The organism is Gordonia sp. DT30 (assembly GCF_049844915.1).
Taxonomy (GTDB): Bacteria; Actinomycetota; Actinomycetes; order Mycobacteriales; family Mycobacteriaceae; genus Gordonia.
The window spans coordinates 42,790-65,269 of the sequence record NZ_JBNCLY010000014.1 but is presented as its reverse complement, the minus strand read 5'-3'; the positions used below and the strand labels follow the sequence as shown (position 1 = coordinate 65,269).

The 22,480-nt window shown below is 67.0% G+C and carries 18 protein-coding genes; 15 read left to right on the top strand and 3 right to left on the bottom strand.

The genetic code is table 11. The features are described from left to right. The first annotated feature begins 41 nt into the window (after positions 1–41). From trpB to ACLQ3C_RS14205, 7 genes are all read left to right on the top strand, one after another. Positions 42–1,439 (top strand): tryptophan synthase subunit beta, encoded by a 1,398-nt coding sequence (gene trpB / locus ACLQ3C_RS14235; protein WP_425705727.1) that lies wholly within the window; start codon positions 42–44, stop codon positions 1,437–1,439. Then, entirely contained in the window at positions 1,436–2,257 is an 822-nt protein-coding gene (gene trpA, locus ACLQ3C_RS14230; protein WP_425705726.1) for a tryptophan synthase subunit alpha, read from the top strand. The genes trpB and trpA overlap by 4 nt, the downstream gene beginning before the upstream one ends. Positions 2,258–2,319: 62 nt before the next feature. Continuing rightward, positions 2,320–4,020, top strand: a complete 1,701-nt coding sequence (gene lgt / locus ACLQ3C_RS14225; protein ID WP_425705725.1) for a prolipoprotein diacylglyceryl transferase — start codon at positions 2,320–2,322, stop codon at positions 4,018–4,020. A gap of 181 nt (positions 4,021–4,201) precedes the next feature. Further along, the gene (gene gltB / locus ACLQ3C_RS14220; RefSeq protein ID WP_425705724.1) at positions 4,202–8,773 is read left to right on the top strand and encodes a glutamate synthase large subunit; all 4,572 of its coding nucleotides are present in this window, start codon (positions 4,202–4,204) and stop codon (positions 8,771–8,773) included. Further along, on the top strand, positions 8,766–10,271 hold the full coding sequence (locus tag ACLQ3C_RS14215) for a glutamate synthase subunit beta (protein ID WP_425705723.1): 1,506 nt from the start codon (positions 8,766–8,768) through the stop codon (positions 10,269–10,271). The genes gltB and ACLQ3C_RS14215 overlap by 8 nt, the downstream gene beginning before the upstream one ends. 199 nt (positions 10,272–10,470) lie before the next feature. After that, positions 10,471–11,904 carry a pyruvate kinase gene (pyk, locus tag ACLQ3C_RS14210; protein ID WP_425705722.1) on the top strand — a complete coding sequence of 478 codons (1,434 nt, stop codon included), beginning with the start codon at positions 10,471–10,473 and terminating at the stop codon, positions 11,902–11,904. A gap of 360 nt (positions 11,905–12,264) precedes the next feature. Next, positions 12,265–13,143, top strand: a complete 879-nt coding sequence (locus tag ACLQ3C_RS14205) for an acyl-CoA thioesterase (protein WP_425705721.1) — start codon at positions 12,265–12,267, stop codon at positions 13,141–13,143. On the opposite strand, the gene ACLQ3C_RS14200 is transcribed toward ACLQ3C_RS14205, so the two are convergent. Beyond that, a complete protein-coding gene (locus ACLQ3C_RS14200) occupies positions 13,140–13,859 on the bottom strand; it encodes a DUF998 domain-containing protein (RefSeq protein ID WP_425705720.1) in 720 nt (239 codons plus the stop codon). The two genes, ACLQ3C_RS14205 and ACLQ3C_RS14200, sit on opposite strands and share 4 nt — an antisense overlap. A 135-nt stretch (positions 13,860–13,994) precedes the next feature. Between ACLQ3C_RS14200 and ACLQ3C_RS14195 the strand changes: the two genes are divergently transcribed. From ACLQ3C_RS14195 to ACLQ3C_RS14180, 4 genes are read left to right on the top strand one after another with little or no spacing between them, the layout of a single operon-like run. Continuing rightward, positions 13,995–15,182, top strand: a complete 1,188-nt coding sequence (locus ACLQ3C_RS14195; protein WP_425705719.1) for an NAD(P)/FAD-dependent oxidoreductase — start codon at positions 13,995–13,997, stop codon at positions 15,180–15,182. Further along, on the top strand, positions 15,179–16,096 hold the full coding sequence (sigJ, locus tag ACLQ3C_RS14190; RefSeq protein ID WP_425705718.1) for an RNA polymerase sigma factor SigJ: 918 nt from the start codon (positions 15,179–15,181) through the stop codon (positions 16,094–16,096). The genes ACLQ3C_RS14195 and sigJ overlap by 4 nt, the downstream gene beginning before the upstream one ends. Positions 16,097–16,112: 16 nt before the next feature. Further along, positions 16,113–16,562, top strand: a complete 450-nt coding sequence (locus tag ACLQ3C_RS14185; protein WP_425705717.1) for a flavodoxin family protein — start codon at positions 16,113–16,115, stop codon at positions 16,560–16,562. A gap of 27 nt (positions 16,563–16,589) precedes the next feature. Next, positions 16,590–16,982 (top strand): YchJ family protein, encoded by a 393-nt coding sequence (locus ACLQ3C_RS14180; protein WP_425705716.1) that lies wholly within the window; start codon positions 16,590–16,592, stop codon positions 16,980–16,982. Between the two features lie 14 nt (positions 16,983–16,996). Here the strand turns inward: ACLQ3C_RS14180 and ACLQ3C_RS14175 are convergent, their stop codons facing one another. After that, positions 16,997–18,391 carry a DUF1731 domain-containing protein gene (locus ACLQ3C_RS14175; protein WP_425705715.1) on the bottom strand — a complete coding sequence of 465 codons (1,395 nt, stop codon included), beginning with the start codon at positions 18,389–18,391 and terminating at the stop codon, positions 16,997–16,999. Positions 18,392–18,517: 126 nt separating this feature from the next. Continuing rightward, complete coding sequence (locus ACLQ3C_RS14170; protein ID WP_425705714.1) at positions 18,518–19,150, bottom strand: DUF2461 domain-containing protein; 633 nt, start codon at positions 19,148–19,150, stop codon at positions 18,518–18,520. A 69-nt stretch (positions 19,151–19,219) separates the two neighbouring features. On the opposite strand from ACLQ3C_RS14170, the gene ACLQ3C_RS14165 reads away from it, so the two are divergent. The 4 genes from ACLQ3C_RS14165 to ACLQ3C_RS14150 all read left to right on the top strand — a co-directional run bounded on the left by ACLQ3C_RS14165 (position 19,220) and on the right by ACLQ3C_RS14150 (position 22,479). Beyond that, on the top strand, positions 19,220–19,924 hold the full coding sequence (locus tag ACLQ3C_RS14165; protein ID WP_425705713.1) for a ferritin-like domain-containing protein: 705 nt from the start codon (positions 19,220–19,222) through the stop codon (positions 19,922–19,924). Between the two features lie 91 nt (positions 19,925–20,015). Next, on the top strand, positions 20,016–20,825 hold the full coding sequence (locus ACLQ3C_RS14160; protein ID WP_425705712.1) for a hypothetical protein: 810 nt from the start codon (positions 20,016–20,018) through the stop codon (positions 20,823–20,825). A gap of 150 nt (positions 20,826–20,975) precedes the next feature. After that, the gene (locus ACLQ3C_RS14155) at positions 20,976–21,230 is read left to right on the top strand and encodes a BatC protein (RefSeq protein ID WP_425705711.1); all 255 of its coding nucleotides are present in this window, start codon (positions 20,976–20,978) and stop codon (positions 21,228–21,230) included. Positions 21,231–21,240: 10 nt separating this feature from the next. Next, complete coding sequence (locus ACLQ3C_RS14150; protein WP_425705710.1) at positions 21,241–22,479, top strand: cupin domain-containing protein; 1,239 nt, start codon at positions 21,241–21,243, stop codon at positions 22,477–22,479. The last annotated feature ends 1 nt before the right edge of the window (position 22,480 follow it).

Genomic DNA, 22,480 nt, shown 5'->3' with positions numbered 1-22,480 from the left:
CGGCCGATCCCGCTGGCATGCGTGATGCAGTGAGGTGTCCTGTGACGAACCAGCAAAACAGCGGCACTGACACCGCCGCTCCGGTCCAGCTGCCCACGGCCAGTCAGGGAGTGGCGACCCGCACCTCCCTCGAACCCGACGCGGGTGGCCATTTCGGTGTCTACGGTGGCCGGCATGTGCCCGAGGCGCTGATGGCCGTCATCGACGAGGTGACCACCGCCTACGAGAAGATGCGCACCGACGACGAGTATCTGGGCGAACTCGACCGGTTGCAGCGTGACTACGTCGGGCGTCCCTCGCCGCTGTACGAGGCGGGCAGGCTCAGCGACGAAGCCGGTGGTGCCCGGATCTTCCTCAAGCGAGAAGACTTGAACCACACCGGTTCACACAAGATCAACAACGTCCTCGGCCAACTCCTCTTGGCCCGTCGCATGGGCAAGTCGCGCATCATCGCCGAGACCGGCGCCGGTCAGCACGGGGTCGCCACCGCCACCGGCTGTGCACTGTTCGGCATGGAATGCATCGTCTACATGGGCCGAGTCGACACCGAACGCCAGGCCCTCAATGTGGCGCGGATGCGACTGCTCGGAGCCACCGTCATCGCCGTGGAAACCGGTTCGGCCACTCTCAAGGACGCCATCAACGAGGCGCTTCGTGACTGGGTCACCAACGCCCATGACACCTACTACTGCTTTGGCACCGCTGCTGGGCCGCATCCGTTCCCGATGCTGGTGCGTGACCTGCAGCGCATCGTCGGACTCGAGGCCCGCGCGCAGATCCTCGATCAGGCCGGGCGGCTGCCCGACGCCGTGGTCGCGTGCGTGGGCGGTGGATCGAACGCGATCGGCGTGTTCCATCCGTTCATCGACGACGCCGACGTGCGACTGGTCGGCTACGAGGCGGCCGGCGACGGGGTGGAGACCGGGCGGCACGCGGCCACCTTCACCGGCGGAACGCCCGGTGCCTTCCAGGGCGCCTACTCCTACCTGCTGCAGGACGACGACGGGCAGACCATCGAATCCCATTCCATCTCAGCCGGATTGGACTACCCGGGGGTCGGTCCGGAACACGCCTACCTCAAAGACATCGGGCGCGCACAATATCGGCCCATCACCGACACCGAGGCGATGGATGCGCTCGCGCTCCTGAGCCGACGCGAGGGCATCATTCCGGCGATCGAATCGGCGCATGCGGTTGCCGGCGCCCTGAAGCTCGGCCAGGAGCTCGCCCGGACATCGCCGCGCGGCGCCCAGGCCGGCACCCCGGGCGCCCCCATCATCGTCGTCAGCCTGTCCGGCCGCGGCGACAAGGACGTCGACACCGCCGCCGAATGGTTCCATCTCTTCGATCCGCCGCCATCGGAAACCGAAGCGGGCCAAAGCGAATCGGCCGCCGCCGAGAAAGAGGCCGCCGCGGAGAAAACAGGGGAGGGCCGATGACCGCGACCACCGCCCGGCACGCCGGTTCGTCACGGCTCTCGCCGGTGTTCACCCGATGCCGGGAGCAAGGCCGCGCCGCGCTCATCGGCTATCTGCCCGTCGGCTATCCCACGGTCAGCGGTTCGGTCGAGTCCTTCACGACGATGGTCGAGGCCGGCTGCGACATCATCGAAGTCGGCGTGCCGTACTCCGATCCGGTCATGGACGGCCCGACCATCCAGGAGGCCGCCGGCCTCGCCCTGACCAACGGGGTCCGGGTGCGCGACGTGTTCACCGCGGTCCGCGCGATCACCGAGGCCGGTGGGCAGGCCGTCGTGATGAGCTACTGGAACCCGATCCTGCGGTACGGCATCGATCGGTTCGCCGCCGATCTCGCCGAGGCCGGCGGGGCGGGGCTGATCACACCCAATCTGATTCCCGAAGAAGGTCACGCCTGGCACGAGGCCTCCGACGCCCACGGCCTCGACCGCATCTACCTCGTCGCACCGTCGTCGACACCGGAGCGGCTTGCCCACACCATCGATTCGTGTCGCGGGTTCGTGTATGCCGCCTCGACGATGGGTGTCACCGGTGCTCGCAGCGCCGTGTCGAACGCCGCACCCGAATTGTGTGCCCGAATCCGTGAGCACAGTGACATCCCGATCGGGGTGGGGCTGGGCGTTCGCAGCGGCGAGCAGGCCGCGCAGATCGCCTCGTACGCCGACGGCGTCATCGTCGGCTCGGCGCTGGTCACCGCAGCCCAGGCCGGGCAGGCGCAACTGCGTGATCTCGTCGGTGAACTCGCCGACGGCGTCGCCAACCCGCGTCCGCCCCGATGAACTCCGCAGCGAATGACGTTCCCAGGTCACACGATCGTGTGTGCTCGGTGGTCGGCTAGGGTGTGACCGTGATCGCGCCGACGACGACGTTGCTCGCCTATATTCCGAGTCCGCCCCAAGGTGTGTGGCATCTCGGACCGGTGCCGCTGCGGGCCTATGCCTTGTGCATCATCGTCGGCATCATCGTCGCGGTCTGGTGGGGTGATCGTCGCTGGGTGGCTCGCGGTGGGCAACCCGGCGAGGTCCTCGACATCGCGATCTGGGCAGTGCCCTTCGGCCTCATCGGTGGCCGCATCTATCACGTCCTCACCGACTGGCAGATCTACTTCGGCGGCGGCGGCAAGAGCCCGATCGACGTCCTGAAGATATGGGACGGTGGTCTCGGAATCTGGGGCGCCGTGATTCTCGGGGCCGTCGGCGCGTGGATCGGGTGTCGTACCCGCGGTATCAGAGTGCCGCCCTTTGGCGATGCGATCGCCCCGGCGATCCTGCTCGCCCAGGCCATCGGCAGACTCGGCAACTACTTCAATCAGGAGTTGTACGGCCGCCCGACCACGCTGCCGTGGGGTCTGGAGATCTACGAACGCACCGACGGCGTCCAAACCGGGCCGAACCTCATCAGCGGGACCTCCACCGGCCAGGTCTTCGAGGTGGTTCACCCGACGTTCCTGTACGAGCTCGTGTGGAACGTTCTCGTCGTGCTCGCGCTCGTCATCATCGATCGCCGATTCCGGATCGGCCACGGCCGACTGTTCGCTCTCTACGTCGCCGGCTACTGCGCGGGACGCTTCGTGGTCGAACTGCTGCGCTCGGACACCGCCTACACCTTCATTGCCGGCATCCGCATCAACGTGTTCACCGCGGCACTGCTCTTCGTGTGCGCGGCGATCTACTTCGTCGTCGCCACCAAGGGCCGCGAACGTGGTCTGCAGATGTATCACCCCGACCGGGCCGAGGAACTCGAAGCACTCGGTGCCGTCGGCTACGTCGACGACGAGCCCGTCGGCTACGTCGACGACGAGCCCGTCGGCTACGACGAGCCCGCGGCCGACGACGAGCCCGAGGCCGACGACGAACCGGACGAGACCGAGCTGTTCGACTCCGACGGCGAAATGACCGACGCCGGCGACGACGCGACGGTACCTGCTGAGCTCACCGAGGCCATCGCCGAGCACGACGAGGAAGCGGCCGTCGACCCAGACCTCGGCGAGGAGACGGAGCCGATCCCCACGGGGCCGATCCCCACGGGGCCGATCCCCACGGGGCCGATCCCCACGGAGCCGATCCCCACGGCGGCGGCCGCGGAGAGCATCGAGTCGTCGGCGTGGACCACTCCGGACGCGGTAGCGGACGCCGAGAGCGCAGCGGAGCCCGAGAGCGCAGCGGAGCCCGAGAGTGCAGCGGAGCCCGAGAGTGCAGCGGAGCCCGAGAGTGCGGCGGAGCCCGAGGCCGCCGATGAGCCCGACGTAGTTGCGGCGCCCGAAGCCGACGCGGAGCTGCCCGAGGTTGCCGATGAGTTGACCGACTCCTCGCAAGACCCCGAAGCCATCGTCGAGTCGGAAGCGGACAGTGTCGCCGAACCCGCCGACGATCTCGAACCCGCCGACGATCTCGAACCCGCCGACGATCTCGAACCCGCCGACGATCTCGAACCCGCCGACGCCGAGCCGACTCAGGACGCCGAATCCGCCGACGAGGCCGAACCGGCCGGAGACAGCGAAGACACGGTCGAGGCCGCGGGCACCGACGACCACAGCTCCTGAGAGACGCCTGCCACCGGTCGCGCAGCATTCATCGCGGGCACCACGGTGACGCGTCGGATACAGTGGGATTTCGCGGTCCGCGGCAGTTCTATCTGCGCGCGACCCACGTAGTGCTCCACGGGCCAGCGCTGTCCCTGAGGACATCATGCAGTGATTCGTAGCGAATCCGGTGGAGGTAGTGATGTTGTTTTCGGCGCTCCCGCCCAGGCAGGGACTGTACGACCCAGAGGCCGAGGTCGATTCGTGTGGCGTGGCGATGGTCACCAACATTCATGGTCGGCGGTCGCACTCGATCGTCGCCGACGGCCTGTTGGCGCTGGAGAACCTCGAACACCGTGGCGCCGCCGGTGCAGAGGTCAACAGCGGCGACGGCGCAGGCATCCTCATCCAGCTCCCCGACGAGTTGTTGCGCGCGAGCGTCGATTTCGAGCTGCCGGCCGCCACCGCGTCCGGTGCGAACACCTACGCGGCGGGCAATTGCTTTCTGCCGACCGACCCCGGCCTCCGGGCCGCGGCGCTCACCCGGGTCGCCGACCTGGCCGCCGCCGAAGGGATCACGATCCTCGGCTGGCGAGAGCTGCCCGTGGACGCCCACGGCGCCGACGTCGGGCAGACCGCGCTCGGCTGTATGCCGCATATGGCTCAGCTCTTCGTGACCGTCGACCCGCCTACGGGCTCGGCGCGTATCGGCGGCATCGACCTCGATCGCGCGATCTACCCCTTCCGTAAGCAGGCCGAGCGTGTGACATCGGAGATCGAGGCCGCGGGCACCGGGCTGTATTTCCCGTCGTTGTCGAGCCGCACCATGGTCTACAAGGGCATGCTCACCACGATGCAGCTGCCCCGGTACTACCCGGATCTGCGCGACGACCGTTGCCGTAGCGCCATCGCGATCGTCCACTCCCGGTTCTCCACCAACACGTTCCCGTCGTGGCCGCTGGCACACCCGTTCCGCTTCGTCGCGCACAACGGCGAGATCAACACCGTCCGCGGCAACCGCAACCGGATGCGTGCGCGGGAGGCGCTCCTCGGCACCGACCTGATCCCCGGCGACCTCCGGCGCGCATTTCCGATCTGCACGCCCGAAGCCTCGGATTCCGCCTCGCTCGACGAGGTGCTCGAGTTGCTGCATCTCGGCGGTCGCAGCGTCGCACACGCCGTGATGCTGATGGTCCCCGAGGCGTGGGAGAACGTGCCGTCGATGGACCCGAAGCGTCGGGCATTCCTACAGTTCAACGGTTCCCTCATGGAGGCATGGGACGGCCCGGCGTGTGTCACGTTCACCGACGGGCAGGTTGTCGGGGCACTCCTGGACCGCAACGGCCTGCGGCCGGGCCGTTGGTGGCAGACGCGCGATGGTCGGGTGATCCTCGCCTCGGAGGCCGGTGTGCTCGATGTACCCGTCGACGACGTCGTCTCCAAGGGCCGGCTCGAACCGGGCAAGATGTTTCTCGTCGACACCGCCGCGGGCCGGATCGTCCCCGACGACGAGGTCAAGGGCGAGCTGATCGATGCCGAACCCTATGACGAGTGGCTGCACGCGGGCCTCCTGGACATCGCGACCCTGCCCGATCGCCCGGTGTACAAGCCCAACCACGACACCGTCATGCGCAGGCAGGTCTCCTTCGGCTACACCGAGGAAGATCTGCGAGTGCTGCTCACCCCGATGGCGGCGTCCGGATACGAGCCGCTGGGCTCGATGGGTACCGACACCCCGGTTGCGGTGCTGTCCAAACGATCCCGTCTGCTCTACGACTACTTCGTCGAATTGTTCGCGCAGGTCACCAACCCGCCCCTCGATGCCATCCGCGAGGAGATCGTCACCTCGATGGCCCGGGTGATGGGACCCGAACAGAACTTGTTGAGGCCCACCGCCGCCTCATGCAGGCAGATCCTGCTGCACTGGCCGGTCATCGACAACGAAGATCTCGCCAAGCTCGTCCACATCGACGACGACGGGGACAACCCCGGTTTGTCGGCGAAGGTGCTGCACGGACTCTACGAGGTCGCCGACGGCGGCCAGGGTCTGGCCGATGCGCTCGAGGATCTGCGGATGCGGGCAAGCCGCGCCATCGCCGAGGGACACCACACCCTGGTCATCTCCGATCGTCACACCGATCGCGATCATGCGCCGATCCCGTCGCTGCTGGCCGTCTCGGCGGTCCACCATCATCTGGTCCGCACCAAAGAACGCACCAAGGTGGCGCTCGTGGTGGAATCCGGTGATGCCCGCGAGGTACACCACATCGCACTGCTCATCGGCTTCGGCGCAGCCGCGGTGAACCCATATCTGGCGCTGGAGTCCATCGAGGACCTCGTCGCCGAGGGTGAGCTCGTCGGGGTGGCGCCGAGAAAGGCGATCCGCAATTATGTGGAGGCGCTGGGCAAGGGGGTGCTCAAGGTGATGAGCAAGATGGGCATCTCCACCATCAGTTCCTACACTGCTTCGCAGGCCTTCGAGGCGGTCGGCCTCTCCGCGGCGGTGGTCAAGGAGTACTTCACCCGTACGGTCTCGCGTATCGAGGGCATCGGGCTCGACGAACTGGCCGAAGAGGTGCGCATGCGCCACCTTCGGGCGTTTCCGGAGAATCCGACCGAGCAGGTCTACCGACGACTCGAGGTCGGTGGCGAATACCAGTACCGCCGCGAGGGCGAACTGCACGTGTTCACCCCCGAGACGATCTTCATGTTGCAGCACGCCACCAAGACCGGCCGCGACGACGTGTTCCAAAAATACTCCGACGAGGTCGACCGGCTCTCGCGTGAGGGCGGCACGCTGCGTGGGCTCTTCGGACTCGAACTCGCCTCACGGGAGCCGATTCCGCTCGAGGAGGTGGAGCCGGCCGAGGAGATCATGAAGCGCTTCAACACCGGGGCGATGAGCTACGGCTCGATCTCCGCCGAGGCGCACGAGACGATCGCGATCGCGATGAACCGGATCGGTGCGCGCTCGAATTCCGGCGAGGGCGGCGAGGACGCCGACCGCCTCTATGACCCGGAGCGACGCAGCGCCGTCAAACAGGTGGCGTCCGGGCGATTCGGCGTCACCAGTGACTACCTGATCAACGCCACCGACATCCAGATCAAGATGGCGCAGGGCGCCAAACCCGGTGAGGGCGGCCAGCTCCCGGCCTACAAGGTGTATCCCTGGATCGCCCAGACCCGGCACTCGACGCCCGGTGTCGCGCTGATCTCCCCGCCGCCGCACCACGACATCTATTCGATCGAGGATCTCGCGCAGCTGATCCACGATCTCAAGAATGCGAACTCACAGGCCCGTATCCACGTGAAACTGGTGAGTGCGGTCGGCGTCGGCACGGTCGCCACCGGGGTGTCCAAGGCGCACGCTGACGTCGTGCTCATCTCCGGACACGACGGCGGTACCGGTGCGTCGCCGCTGACCTCGCTCAAACATGCCGGGACCCCTTGGGAGATCGGACTCGCCGACGCGCAGCAAACCTTGATGCTCAACGGTTTACGCGACCGCATCACCGTGCAGTGCGACGGGGCGCTGCGCAACGGCCGCGACGTCATCATGGCGGCGTTGCTCGGGGCCGAAGAGTTCGGGTTCTCCACCGCGCCACTGATCGTGACCGGTTGCATCATGATGCGCGTGTGTCACCTCGACACCTGCCCCGTCGGCGTGGCAACGCAGAATCCGCAGTTGCGGGCCCGATTCACCGGACAGGCCGAGCACGTCGTCAACTTCTTCCGCTTCATCGCAGAGGATGTACGAAAGTATCTGGCGCAGTTGGGGTATCGCAGTATCGACGACGCGGTCGGTCAGTCACAGCGGCTGCGCACCGATACCGCGGTGGCGCACTGGAAGAGCAAGGGACTGGATCTGAGTCCGATCTTCCGGCGCATCGACGGCAGGGGTCCGACCCGCCGAATCCGCGGCCAGGACCACGGCTTGGACAAGGCGCTCGACCAGACCCTGATCCAACTGGCCGAGGGAGCACTCGAAGACGCGCATCCGGTCACCCTGGAATTGCCGGTCCGCAACGTCAACCGCACCGTCGGCACCCTGCTCGGTGCCGAGGTCACCCGCCGATACGGTGCTGCCGGACTCGCCGAGGACACCATCACCGTCGAGCTGACCGGGTCGGCCGGGCAGTCGCTAGGCGCCTTCCTGCCACCGGGTGTGACGATCAAACTCAGCGGTGACACCAACGACTACGTCGGAAAGGGCTTGTGCGGCGGTAAGATCGTCGTCACCCCGGACCCGGAGGCGTGGTTCATCGCCGAGGACCAGGTCATCGCGGGCAACACCATCCTCTATGGTGCCACCTCCGGTGCGGTGTACCTACGAGGCCGGGTGGGCGAACGATTCTCGGTGCGCAATTCCGGTGCCACTGCCGTGGTCGAGGGAGTCGGCGACCATGCCTGCGAGTACATGACCGGCGGGCGAGTGGTCATCCTGGGTCCCACCGGACGCAACATGGCGGCCGGGATGTCCGGCGGCATGGCCTTCGTCTATGACCTCGATCCCGCAAAGGTCAATATGGCGATGGTCGAGCTGCTACGGCCTGATCCCGACGACCTGCGATGGTTGCATGACCAGATCGTCAGGCACACCGAGCTGACCGGGTCGGCGGTCGGGGCATCGATGCTGGCGGATTGGCCGCGCCGGTGCCTGGCGTTCACCAAGATCATGCCGACCGATTACAAGCGTGTCCTCGACGCGGCCCAGATGGCCGAAGCCGAAGGGCGCGACGTCGATTCAGCGATCATGGAGGCGGCACGTGGCTGATCCGCGCGGATTCCTGGAGGTCTCGAAGAAGGAGGCACGGTACCGGCCGGTCGCCGAGCGCGTCCGCGACTGGGGCGATGTCTACGAACACGCCGACAATCCGATCAAGGTCCTGGCCGAAGTCGGCGATCAGGCCCGACGGTGCATGGACTGCGGTATCCCGTTCTGCCACTCGGGCAGCGCGGGCTGCCCACTGGGCAACCTGATACCGGAATGGAATGACCTTGTGCGCCGCGGCCGTTGGGACGCCGCCAGCGCACGGCTGCACGCCACCAACAACTTTCCGGAGTTCACCGGGACGATATGCCCGGCCCCGTGCGAGTCGGCGTGCGTGTTGTCGATCTCCGAGCGCGCCACCGGTGGCAGCGTCACGATCAAACGCATCGAGAAGACGATCGCCCACGAGTCGTGGGCGGAGGGCATCATCGGCCCCGAGCCCCCGGCGCTCGAGACGGGCAAGTCGGTGGCCGTCGTCGGATCCGGACCGGGCGGGCTGGCCGCGGCGCAACAACTGACGCGCGCCGGCCACAACGTCACCGTCTACGAACGCGACGACCGGCTCGGCGGACTGCTGCGCTACGGCATCCCCGAATACAAGCTGCAGAAATCTGACATCGACCGGCGGATCGCCCAGATGCGGGCGGAGGGAACCGAATTCATCACCAGGTGCGATGTCGGAACCGACCTGTCCGTCGCCGACCTGCGCGAGCGCCACGACGCCGTCGTACTCGCCATCGGCGCGATGGCCGCCCGCGACAACCCGGTCCCCGGACGCGAGCTCAACGGCGTCCACCTGGCGATGGAACACCTCGTTCCGGCCAACCGTGAATGCGAGGGCGACGGACCGTCCCCGATCACCGCCAAGGGCAAACGCGTGGTCATCATCGGTGGCGGTGACACCGGGGCGGACTGCCTGGGCACTGCCCACCGGCAAGGCGCCGCATCGGTGGTCCAACTCGACTACAACCCCGAGTTGCCCACCGACCGGGACGAGAGCCGGTCCCCGTGGCCGACATGGCCGTTGGTCATGCGCACCTCAAGCGCGCACGCCGAGGGCGGCGAACGGAAGTTTGAGGTGGCGGTACAACGGTTCCTCGGCGACGCCGACGGCAACGTGACCACCATGGTCCTCGCCGAGGTGGCCGTGGTGCGCGAACCCGACGGCCGCCGCGCCGTCACCCCGGTGTCCGACGAATTCGAAATACCCTGTGAACTAGCACTTTTCGCCATCGGGTTCGAAGGAGTCGAACGCGGAGTACTCCTCGATGGACTGGAACTCGAACCGAACGGGCGGGGGTCGCTGAGCTGTGGCACCGACTGGCAGACCGCGGCCGAAGGGGTATTCGTGTGCGGCGACGCCCACCGCGGCGCCTCTCTGGTGGTCTGGGCCATCGCCGAAGGACGTTCGGCGGCAAGCTCGGTGGACGAATACCTGATGGGCGCCACCGACCTGCCGTCCCCGGTCCGCCCGGCGACGCTGCCGCTGTCGGTGCACTGAAACGGGGCGCACAGCCACGCCTGACAGCCGTTTCGGCCTCCTCGGCGGCGCGCCCGATGCGGCTGCGAATCGCGGCCGCATCGGGCGAACGCCGCCATACCCTTGACCTCGGGGAGAGGCACGAACAGCGGGTGACCGGATGATGTCCACTCGCGGGTGCCGATAGAGATGCCGGCCCAACGCGACTAGGCTGAACAACGTGACACGTCGTACCAAGATCGTTTGCACCCTGGGTCCCGCAACCAACTCCGAGGAGCGTCTCAAAGAGCTCGTCGAAGCGGGCATGGATGTGGCGCGATTGAACTTCAGCCATGGCACCCACGAGGACCACCGCACCGTATACGGGCGTGTGCGCCGGGCCGGGGACGCCGCCGAAAAGGCGGTCGGCATCCTCGCCGACCTGCAAGGCCCCAAGATTCGCCTCGGCAAGTTCGCCGACGACGGAGCGCTCAACGGCGAGGTTCGGTGGGCCACCGGTGAAGAAGTTCGGATCACCGTCGACGACGTCGTCGGAACCCACGATCGGGTCTCGACCACCTACAAACAACTCGCCGAAGACGCCGAAGCCGGTGACCGGCTCCTCGTCGACGACGGCAAGGTGGGCCTCAAGGTGACCGCCATCGACGGCAACGACGTCGTGTGCGTCGTCACCGAAGGCGGGCCGGTCAGCAACAACAAAGGCCTCAACCTGCCGGGCGTGAAGACCTCGATTCCCGCCCTCAGCGAAAAAGACATCGCCGACCTGGAATTCGCATTGCAACTCGGGGTCGACCTCGTCGCCCTGTCATTCGTGCGCAGCCCCGCCGACATCGAACTCGTCCACGAAGTGATGGATCGAGTCGGTCGCCGGGTGCCGGTCATCGCGAAACTCGAAAAGCCCGAAGCCGTCGACAACCTCGAAGCCATCGTCCTCGCCTTCGACGGAGTGATGGTCGCCCGCGGCGACCTCGGCGTCGAACTGCCGCTCGAGCAGGTGCCGCTCGTCCAGAAAAAGGCCATCCAGATGGCCCGCGAGAATGCCAAACCCGTCATCGTTGCCACCCAGATGCTCGATTCGATGATCGAGAACTCCCGCCCCACCCGCGCCGAGGCATCCGACGTCGCCAACGCCGTCCTCGACGGTGCCGACGCGGTCATGCTGTCCGGTGAGACATCAGTGGGCAAATGGCCGATCGAGACCGTGCGAACCATGACCCGCATCTGCGTGACCGTAGAAAACGGACCGCGCGACGTGCCGCCGCTGTCACACGTGCCCCGCACCAAACGCGGCATCATCTCCTACGCCGCACGCGACATCGGCGAACGCCTCGAAGTGAAGGCGATGGTCGCATTCACCCAGTCCGGCGACACCGTGCGTCGACTCGCCCGGCTGCACTCACGGCTGCCACTACTGGCATTCACACCCACCCAGGCAGTACGCAGCCAACTCGCGCTCAGCTGGGGCACCGAAACCTTCATCGTCGACAAGGTCGACACCACCGACCACATGATCGACCAAGTCGACCACCAACTACTGCGCATCGGCCGCCTCAAAGACGGTGACGTCGTCGTCATCGTCGCCGGCGCACCCCCCGGCACCGTCGGCTCCACCAACATGATCCACGTCCACCGCATCGGCGAGCAGGACCACTGAGTCTTCTGCGCGTACTTCGTCCGCGCGTCCCCGGCGAGCTTCCAGCACCCCGCCTTCCTCCTCTATCGCATTGTCGCTGCGCTCCTCGCTCTTCGTCGTGCAGGCGGGGCGCGCTCGCCGGGGTGTGGGTCGCGTTGTCGCTTTCGCCGGTGTTATCTGCGCGTACTTCGTCCGCGCGTCCCCGGCGAGCTCTTGGCACCCCGCCTTCCTCCTCTATCGCATCGTCGCTGCGCTCCTCGCTCTTCGTCGTGCAGGCGGGGCGCGCTCGCCGGGGGCAGGGTGGAGCCGCATTGTCGCTGCGCTCCTCGCTCGCCCGGGGTGTCGTCAGCCTCACACAGCTGACGCCCTAGGGTTGTCGCCATGACTGTGGACGCCAGCGGGGACCTCGGCAAGCTTTTGGAACTGCTCGACGTCGAACGGCGCGACGACGACGTATTCATCGGCCAGCACCCAGAGCAGAAGACGGCCCGCACCTTCGGTGGTCAGCTACTCGGGCAGGGTGTCGTAGCCGCGGCGCGCACCCTGACCCGCGGCCGGCCACCGGTCCATGCGTTGCACGCGCACTTCATCCGCGGCGGCGACGTCAGCGAGCCGATGGAGTACCACGTCGACCGGTTCCGCGACGGCAAGTCCTTCGCGAACCGGCAGGTCACCGCCAAGCAGAAGGGCGAAGAGATCTTCACCATGCTGGTGGCCTTCCAGGACAACACCGCCGGGCTCGAGCACGCCGTCGAGATACCGCAGGTACCCTACCCGGAGGAACTGCCCCCACTCGGTGAGCACTTCAAGGGATTCGAAGACCGCATCGCCACCTTCGTCGACGCGTTGCATCCCATCGACATCCGCTTCGCCAACGACCCGTCATGGAAGATGCGCGAAGCCGGCGGCACACTGCGCGACAACCGGGTCTGGATGAAGGCCGACGGCGAGCTGCCCGACGACCCGATCATGCACGTCGCCGCCATGTGCTACGCCTCGGACACCACCGTTCTCGACTCGATCATCACCACCCACGGCCTGTCCTGGGGTATCGACCGACTCTTCGCTGCGACCGTCAACCACTCCATCTGGTTCCACCGCGAATTCCGCTTCGACGAATGGATGCTCTACGCCACCCGCTCGCCCGTCGCGACCGGATCGCGCGGCATGGGATCCGGGCGGTTCTGGATGCGCGATGGCACCCTCGCCACCTCCGTGGTGCAAGAGGCACTCATCAAGTACTTCCCGCCGAAGCGCTAGCCGGGCGTCGAGTCCGCGGGCCTGCGCTGACGGGCCACCGACACACCCCAGACCACCAAGAACAGCGACATCCCGCCGATCTGAATCCGTTGTGCCAAACCGAGAAGCCAATCCCCGGATATACCGTCGGCAGCCAACATCCACACCGTCGCGACCGAGATGACCACCAGGATCGCCAGCCCGAACAGTCGAAGCAACGGCCAGACCCGTGTGCGCCACGCCGCCACCACACCCAGGATCATCGCCGCGAAGATCGCAAACACCGCCACCGAACTGGTCAACGCGTGGATGTGGTGCAACTGGGGCAGCAGCCCGCTCGGCTCGGACGGACAATCCGGATCCACGTGCGGAATGCACTCGATCGGAGACAACGCGTCGGTGATGGTGGCGACACCGAACACCGCCAAGGCGATCGCCGCGGCCCGCGCATACGCGCCGGCCACGGCCGGCCGCGGAAAAAACATCACCACGCCCGCCAGCATTGCGCACACCGCCGTCGTCACGTCACCGGCGACGTAGACGTCGCGGTGTGGCCGGTGCGCGGCATCGAGCTCGCTCATGAAGCTGCGCAACGGATCCAGCGGCGAGGGCCAGAAGAACGCCAGCACCCACGACGAATAGCAGATCCCGGCCGCCGCGATCAGGATGCCGACGACGATCAGACGAGCCCTTGATGTCGTCGGTCCCGACCACACGGTGAGACGGTCGAAAGGCACCAGGCCAGATTAGGTTATCGACGTTCAGCCGATTACCACGCCCTGTTCACTGTGCTCTGCAGGCGATGTCACTTTCGCCGCGCGAGCGGTGTCTCAGGAATGTCGGATCGGTATCGGGACAAAAGGAGCAGACTGATGAACGTGCAACGGCAGACGGTCGTGATCGTCGGTGGCGGATATGCCGGAACGATGGCGGCGAACCGGCTTTCCGCGGACGAATCACTCGGTGTGGTGATGATCAACGCACGCGATCACTTCGTCGAACGCATCCGATTACATCAGTGGGCCTGCGACACCGGCGCTGCCCGGCGCGACTACTCGACGGTGCTCGCGCCCGGTGTCCGCCGGCTCGTCGACACGGTCGACCGCATCGACGCCCCGGCACGGCGCGTGCACCTGGACTCCGGCCGGTCGCTCTCATATGACTGGCTGATCTATGCCGTGGGGAGCACGGGCGGTACGCGCATCGACGGGGCCGACGCACACGCCTACTCGATCGCGGAGTGGGAGTCGGCCACCCGGCTCCGTGACCGGCTCGCCCGCAGCCGGGAATCGATGGTGGTGACGGTCATCGGTGGCGGCCTCACCGGTGTGGAAACCGCAGCCGAACTGGCCGGGAGAGGGCACCGCGTCGCGCTCATCACCGACGGCGAGATCACGCCGAGCATCTCCGAGCGGGGCCGGACTCACACGCGGCGCACACTGCACCGCCTCGGTGTCACCGTCCATGAACACACATGCGCGCGGCGTATCGGTGCGACCTCGCTGGCACTCGTCTCCTCCGATGGTGAGCAGCGGGAACTGCCCACCGATCTGACCGTCGTCGCCACCGGCTTCGGGGTACCCGACCTCGCGGTGCGAAGCGGCCTGGCATGCGACTCGACTGGCCGGCTACGCACCGATGCAGCCCTGGTCAGTGCAGACGATCGCCGGATCGTCGGGGCGGGCGATGCGGTGGCGCCGGTCGGGATGGTTCTCCGGATGAGCTGCCAGTCGGCCACGCCACTCGGAGTTCAGGCCGCCCGGACGGTGTGTGCGCTCGCCGCCGGCGAAGCACCCGTCGCCACCATGCCGAGATTCGTGGGGCAGTGCATCAGTCTCGGGAGACGCTCTGCCACAGTCCAATTGACCCACGCCGACGATTCGCCTACCCGCGCATTCATCGGCGGTCCGGTCGCGGCGATGGTGAAGGAGACGGTCTGCCGGGCAACGATCTGGGGATTGCGCCTCGAGGCGCGGCATCCCGGGGTATATCCGGACGCGGCGCTGCAGCCGAGCCCCGCGGTGGCCGTCGTTGCGGCGCCGGGGCAGGCACGTCGATGACCCACCGCACCGACCACGACGACACCGAGAACCCGCACCTACGCGCATTCGTCGAATACCGGCCACTGTTGTTCACCATCGCGTACGAGATCCTCGGTTCGGCAACCGAAGCCGACGACGTGCTGCAGGACAGCTACGTCCGTTGGTCGAACGTCGACCTTGCCGGAGTCGACGATCCGCGTGCATATCTGGCCAAGGTCACGACCCGGCAGGCACTCAACGCGGCCCGAGCCGGACAACGTCGACGTGAGGACTATGTCGGTCCCTGGCTGCCCGAACCGATCGTCATCGACGAGCGCGACCCGTCCGACGACCTTGTGCTCGCCGAGTCGGTGTCGACGGCGATGATGGTCGTGCTGCAATCGCTCGGTCCCGACGAGCGTACGGTGTTCCTGCTGCGCGAAGTATTCGGATTCGCCCACGGCGAGATTGCCGACATGATAGAGAAATCCGTTGCGGCCGTGCGCCAGATCTCCCATCGGGCACGAGCACACGTCCAGTCGCGGCGCCCCCGGCACCATACCGACGTGACCGAAACCGAACAGGCAACCCAGGCATTCCTGTCCGCGGCCGCCACCGGTGACGTCAACGCTCTGCTCGCGGTCCTGGCACCCGAGGTGGTCTACATCGCCGACAGCGACGGCAAGGCCTCGGCGGCGCGCCGGCCGATTCATGGTGCCGACGCGGTGGCCCGGGTTGTGCTCGGTCTGGTGCGACTCGGTGACAAGCGCCGGCTGCGGGTCGGTGAGATCGTCGTCAACGGCCTGCCAGGCTTCACCGTCGCGATGACCGACGATCCGGGCGCGATCTTCTGGCTCGACGTCCACGACGGCGCCATCCACCATGTTTACGCGATGCGCAACCCGGCGAAGATGTCTGCGTTGGACGGCGCACGCAGCATCGCACGGGGTTAGAAAAGGAGTCATCACCATGACCGATACATTGCTCGTCTGTGTTTCCCGCTCGCACGGCAACACTCGGTGCGTGGCCGAGGCCATGGCCTCGGTGCTGGGCGCGGAGGTCGTCGATCCCGGCGAGGTCGATGCGGGTCGGCTCGCCGAGGTCGACCTGATCGGTTTCGGATCGGGCATCTACAACCAGAGATTCGATTCCCGATTGCGGGACTTCATCGACGCAGTTCCGCCCGGAAATGCGGGTGCCTGCGCATTCGTGTTCTACACCAGCGGTTTTCGTCCGATCACGGGACCACTCACACGACGCATCGAGCGTCACGGCCGGAGTGTCGTCGGCACATTCGGGTGTCGAGGGTGGGACACGTCCCCGCCGTTCGGTCTGGCCGGTGGACTGCGCAGAGGACGGCCCGACGACCGTGATCTTGAGCGCGCACGACAGTTCGCCGCCGATCTGTCACCGGTGTAGAACGTGCGGCCGGTTACGCTGGCCGCCATGCGAGACGTGCGCTCCGAGGACCGGTGTCCGTGTACTTCGGGAATGACATTCGGCGAGTGCTGCGGACCGATACTGAGCCGCGACCGTCGGGCACCGACGGCACCGGCTTTGATGCGCTCGCGGTTCACCGCCTTCGCCGTCGGGGACCGCGACCATCTGTTGGCCACATGGCATCCGGGCACGCAGCCGGCCATCCTCGAGCTCGATGACGAGATCGACTGGTACCGGCTCGTCACCGACACAGTCGCCGGCGGGCCGTTCGACGACGTCGGCGAGGTGACCTTCGTCGCCCACTACCGCGCCGCGGCCGCGCGCCGAAGTATGTCCGAGCACAGCCGATTCCGCCGGGAGCGCGGCAACTGGTACTACGTCGACGGTGACGTTGCGTGACCGATCGTCGCGACTCAGCTGGGTAGTAGATCGGCGAGCGCCGAGTCCAGCGTCGGAAATCGGAACCGGAAACCCCCATCGTCGAGTACCTGCGAACGAGCGCGGCGCCCGGTGAGTCCCAGTGCGGGGTCGGTGCGCAGTGCGACCGCACCGATCTTCAACAACACCGCAGGAGTAGGTGGTGCGGCCGGGCGATGGACCGCACGCCGCAGTGAGGCCATGAGTTCGCGGTTGCGTACCGGATGAGGACTCGCCCCGACGAGCACCCCAGACGGCAGGGTGACCGCGCCATCGAGTCCCAGCGCTCCGCGGGCAACCGCCAGCCAGTCGTCGACGTGAATCCAGCTGAACCACTGGCGACCCGAGCCGACGCTTCCGCCCAGCCCCAGCCGCGCTAGGTCGGTGAGCCGCCGCATCGCGGGTGCCTGCCCGTCCAAGACGATGGATGTGCGGAGGATGACCAGGTGATCGGTGTGGGCGCCGCTGACCGATTCTTCCCACGGACGGGCCACCCCCGTCATCTGTGGCAACCCGTCGTCGGGGACCGGAGTTGTTTCAGTGCACCAGGTTTCGCCCGCATCGCTCCAGATGGCGGTGGTGCTCGCCTGCAGCCAGTGTGCGACCGGTGTCGATCGCGTGGCGGCCGCCGCGACCAGCGCGCGGGTCGCCTGCGTTCGGGACTCGCGCAGCGCGGCCACGTTGCGCGGGGTCGGTCGGCAATCGACCAGTTTGCCGGCCAGATTCACCACCGCGACGCGCCCCGGATCCACGATCCGATCCGCCCACGGTCCGACGGTGTGCGCATCCCACTCGAGCTGCTCGAAGGGTGAGGACCGGTCGGTGCGGCGGGTGAGGACCACGGGGTGCTGTCCGCGACACGCGAGGTCGGCGCCCAGGTGGCGCCCGAGCGCACCGCTGCCCCCGGCCAGGACCACGGTCAGCGCCTCGGAGCCGGGCTGCAGACCCGCGAGCCGGGCCAGCCGGGCAAAGTCGGCGCGGTCGGTGAGGTGGGGCACCACTGAGAGAACGGTCCGTGCGACGCAATTCGAACCCGCAGTGGCAGTGACGGTCTCGCGCACGAAGCAGCCGCCGTCAGTGGGTTCGAGAACGAAGTCGATGACCGCGCTCCCGACGGGCTCGGGCTGGGTCAGCTGCAGATGTCTGCCGGGTGTCACCTCGGTGATCGTGAATGGTGGAGCGAGTCGTCGGTGGCCGGCGGCCAGGAAGGGTCGTGACGGCTCGAAAGAGCCGTGTTGGCCGACGGCTGCGCTGTCAGCGGTCGGTGCGTCGAGAGTGACGGTACGGAATCCGCTGTGCCACTGGGGGAGTAGTCGTGGATCGCCAAGGACGACCCAGAGCTTATCGGGCGCAAGGGCGATGAATTGGCTGTACGACCGCGTGCTGGGCATGAACTCACCGTAAGCCGATCGACCGGCAATCCCGCTATCACAATGATCACATCCGGCCCGGCATCGGCGCGCAGCGCCCTCGGCCCTCGTCGATTGCCGGTGGTCATCCAGCGTGGTCGGTCGGCATCAGGCATTCGCATGTCGCAGAATCCAGTCGATCAAGGGAACGACAGTGCGCCAATCGGTACGTACCCGGGCGACGAGCTCGGGGCTGTGGATCACCGGGTCGAATCCGTAGTCGCGCGAGGCGACGATCATCTTGTGACGCAGTAACTCGATGCGCGGATGCGCCTTGTCGAATCCTCGAGGTGCGGTCTTGAGTTTGTCACCGCCGATTTCCCAACCGTCATCGGACAATTCGCCGACGATCCGTTCGAGGTCGGTGCCACTTCGGTCGTCGACGATTGCCGCGCGGATGGCCGAGAGCCGGTCGGTCGTGGTGTCGTAGATGCCACCACCGACCCGGACTCCGGGTGCGCCGATCTGCACGTAGTAGCCGGTCGCGGACGCGACCGCGATATAGGCGCCCTGATGGGTCTTGTAGGGCGACTTGTCTTTTGAGAAACGCACGTCGCGGTAGGGGCGGAACAGTTTGGCCTCACCGAAGTCCGCGGCGAGTTCGTCGGTCAAGGCCTGCATCGGAGCGGCCACCGCATCGCGGTAGTCCTGCCGATGCGCCTCCCAGAATGCCTTGGAGTTGTCCATCTCGAGGTCGTCGTAGAAGTCGAGTGCGGCCTCGGTGAAGCCCTGGAAACCCATGGCGCCAGTGTAGGGGGCGGGCCGCGGGATACGCCGGCCACATCGTCGACGGGTACCTACACTCACGGTATGGGCAAATCGGACATCTGGCGTGCCGACTTCGAAAGCGCTGCACGGCGCCGAGGGCAAATCGCCGATCCCGAGTGGGAGCGGGGCAGTGTGCTCACGCCGGCGGTGGCACGCAGCGTGCAGAAGTTCCAGGTCGGGGAGAGCGGCGACGGTGCCCACCTGATTGCCGAGGCCGTCGCCACGGGGGACCACGCGTACGCGGCGGCGGTGCGGCTGTTCGTCGCGGAGGAACAGAATCATGCGCGAATGCTGGGCCGCCTGCTGCGCGCGGCGGGATGGGCCACCGTACATGCAGACTGGACAGATGTGGTGTTCGTCCGGCTACGTCGGTTGCTGGGACTGCGGTTGGAACTGATGATCCCGGCGGTCGCCGAGGTGATTGCTCTGCGGTACTACCGTGCACTCGCCGACGGTGGGCATGATCCGCTGCTTGTCGACGTGGCGAGGCGCATCCTCGATGACGAGCAACGGCATGTGCCATTCCAGTGCCACCGACTCCGCGTCGGATTTGCCGACTTTCCACGTGCGGTGCGGTTTATTGTCGAGAATGGTTGGCGTCTCACCGCTTTCGGGGTGACCGTCGTTGTCGCCTTCGACCACGGGAGTGCGCTCGCCGAGCTCGGCGTTGGTCGGCGTCAGTTCATCTCCGACACCTGGCCGTTGTTCGGGGATGTGATCGGAGCCGTGTTCGGCGATCGGCAATAGGTTCCGACATCCCGGCGCCGAGCGCTCCGGCGCCGTAACCTGGGTATGCCCGCGCGGACTGCCACTGCGGGCGCGAGACCGCGGAGTACCCATGATCGATCATGTCGCCGACGATCCCGGCCTGCCCTTCGGTGCGGCGGTGCGGGCGGAGTTCACCCGTATCCGAACCCATCCTGGCGATACGGTGGCCGTCGTCGCCCTCAACGGTGTGATGATGACCGTCATCTGGTTCCTGCTGCCGCGCAGCTGGTTCTTCACGTTCACCGGGCCGTCCGGCTACGCGCTGGCACTCGCCGGATGGATGTATTCCGACGTCACCGCCAGCAACATCCTGGCCGCCGACCCCGATCGCGTCCTCGAATTGATCGGTGATCCGGCCTCGCTCCGAACGGTTCTTCGGGCCAAGGAGGCGGTCCTGTGGATGCTGGTCGCTCCGTTGTGCATGGTGGTCGCCATCGCGTGCGGCGTCGCCGAACAGGATTGGCAATACACCGCTTTGGTGGTGATCGCGGTGGCGGTGGTACCGATCGGTGCACTGGCGGTCACCGGGCTGGTCGGAGTGTTCTTCCCCTACCACCAGCAGCCGCTCCTCTGGCGGTGGCGCCAACGGCGACGATTCGGGCCCGTGGTCCTCCGCTGGTCGATTCTGACCATCGCGCCGTATCTGGTGTACCCGGCGGTCGCGTGCGCAATCATGGCGGTTCCGTCGGCTCTGTGGTGGCTCGTCGACGGCATCGATCGCACGCAGCGTTTGCCCACGGCCGCGAGCGCGGTGTGCCTGGTGGTCACAGCGGCACTCAGCGCGCTGTGCTGGGTGTGGGCCAATCGGTACGCGATCGCCTGGATAGAACGACACTCCGTCGCGCTCCGCGAGTATTTGTCGGACCGCGAACGCGGCTGAACAAAACCGTATCGACGCAGGTAGAGTGCACCCGCCCGGAATCAGCCGCGCCATCGATACGGTAGAGCGCACACATTCACCGGTCGTTGCGCCCATAGTGGAGGAGAAGGGCTCGCCACCCGGGCAGGCCCTCGCGTGGAAGGATCACCTATGGCACTCGACGACGACGACATCACGACCTCCGGCCCCGGCGGTGAAGGACCAGCCGACGGCGGCTCGAATCCGGGCGGCCACGACGGTGGTGCCGATGGCACCGCCGGTGCAGGTGAGGGACCGGCCGACGGCGGTTCCAATCCCAGCGGTCATGACGGTGGTGCCGATGGCACCGCCGATGCGGGTGAGGGACCGGCCGACGGCGGCTCGAATCCGGGCGGCCACGACGGTGGTGCCGACGGAACCGCCTGAGCCACAATCGATGTTGAGACGTTGCATCGCGATCGACCCCGATGTCTTCGCCCGCGAACATTGGGATCGATCGCCGCTGCTGAGCCGTGCCGAGGCATTGCCACGTGGCTTCGACGACCTGCTCTCGCCTGCGACGGTCGACGAACTCATCGCCGAACGTGGCGTGCGCGCGCCGTTCATCCGCATGGCCCGCGACGGCAGCCTGCTCACGCGGGACTGCTACGTCGGGCCCGCCGGGTTCGGGGCCGAGATGCCCGATCAGGTCGATTCGGCAAAAGTGTTGGGACAGTTCGCCGCCGGGGCGACGATCGTTCTGCAGGGACTGCACCGGTTGTGGCCTCCGGTGATCGACCTCGTGCGCGGACTCGTCGACGATCTGGGTCATCCCGTTCAGGCCAACGCCTACGTCACCCCGCCGAGCAACCGCGGATTCGATCTGCACTACGACGTGCACGACGTGTTCGTTCTGCAGGTATCCGGGGCGAAGCACTGGACGATTCACGAGCCGGTACATGTGCACCCGCTTGGTTCCCAACCATGGACCGCACATCGCGACGCCATTACCGCCCGGGCCGCTGACGAGCCGGTCATCGACACCGTGCTGCACCCCGGTGACGCCCTGTATCTGCCTCGCGGATGGGTACATTCGGCTCGTGCACTCGGCACCACCTCCATCCATCTCACGATCGGTACCGCGCCGCTCACCGCATTCGACATCGTCGGCGCACTCGTCGAGCAACTCGCCGACATACCCGGACTACGCGAGTCACTGCCGATGGGCATCGACCTCACCGACCGTGCCGACATCTCCGCACTCGTCGGCAAGGTGATGTCGACGGCGATGGAGGTGATCGGTGAGCGGTCATCCGACCTGGAGTGTGCGGCGGCCGATGCATTGGCCCGTGGATACGCCGACCGGACCCGTCCGATTCCGGTGCGGCCGTTGGCAACCCTGGCGGCGATCTCGGCAGGTGATGCGCTCGTGCCCGTCCGGTGGCGCCGCGGACTGGTGGCGTCGGTGGCCGAATCCGGTGGCCGCGTCGAATTGCGGTTTGCCGATCGCACGATCGGCTTCCCGGGCTTCTGCGCGGATGCCGTCCGCGCGGTGCATGGGGGCTCGGTGGTCGGGGCCGATCGCCTTCCGGGCCTCGATGCGGCCGATGGGGCCGTGCTGATCCGTCGACTGCTGCGCGAGGCGGTCGTCGTGCCGGCCGAATCGCTGCCGCCGCAGACGCCCGGGGCAGCGTAGA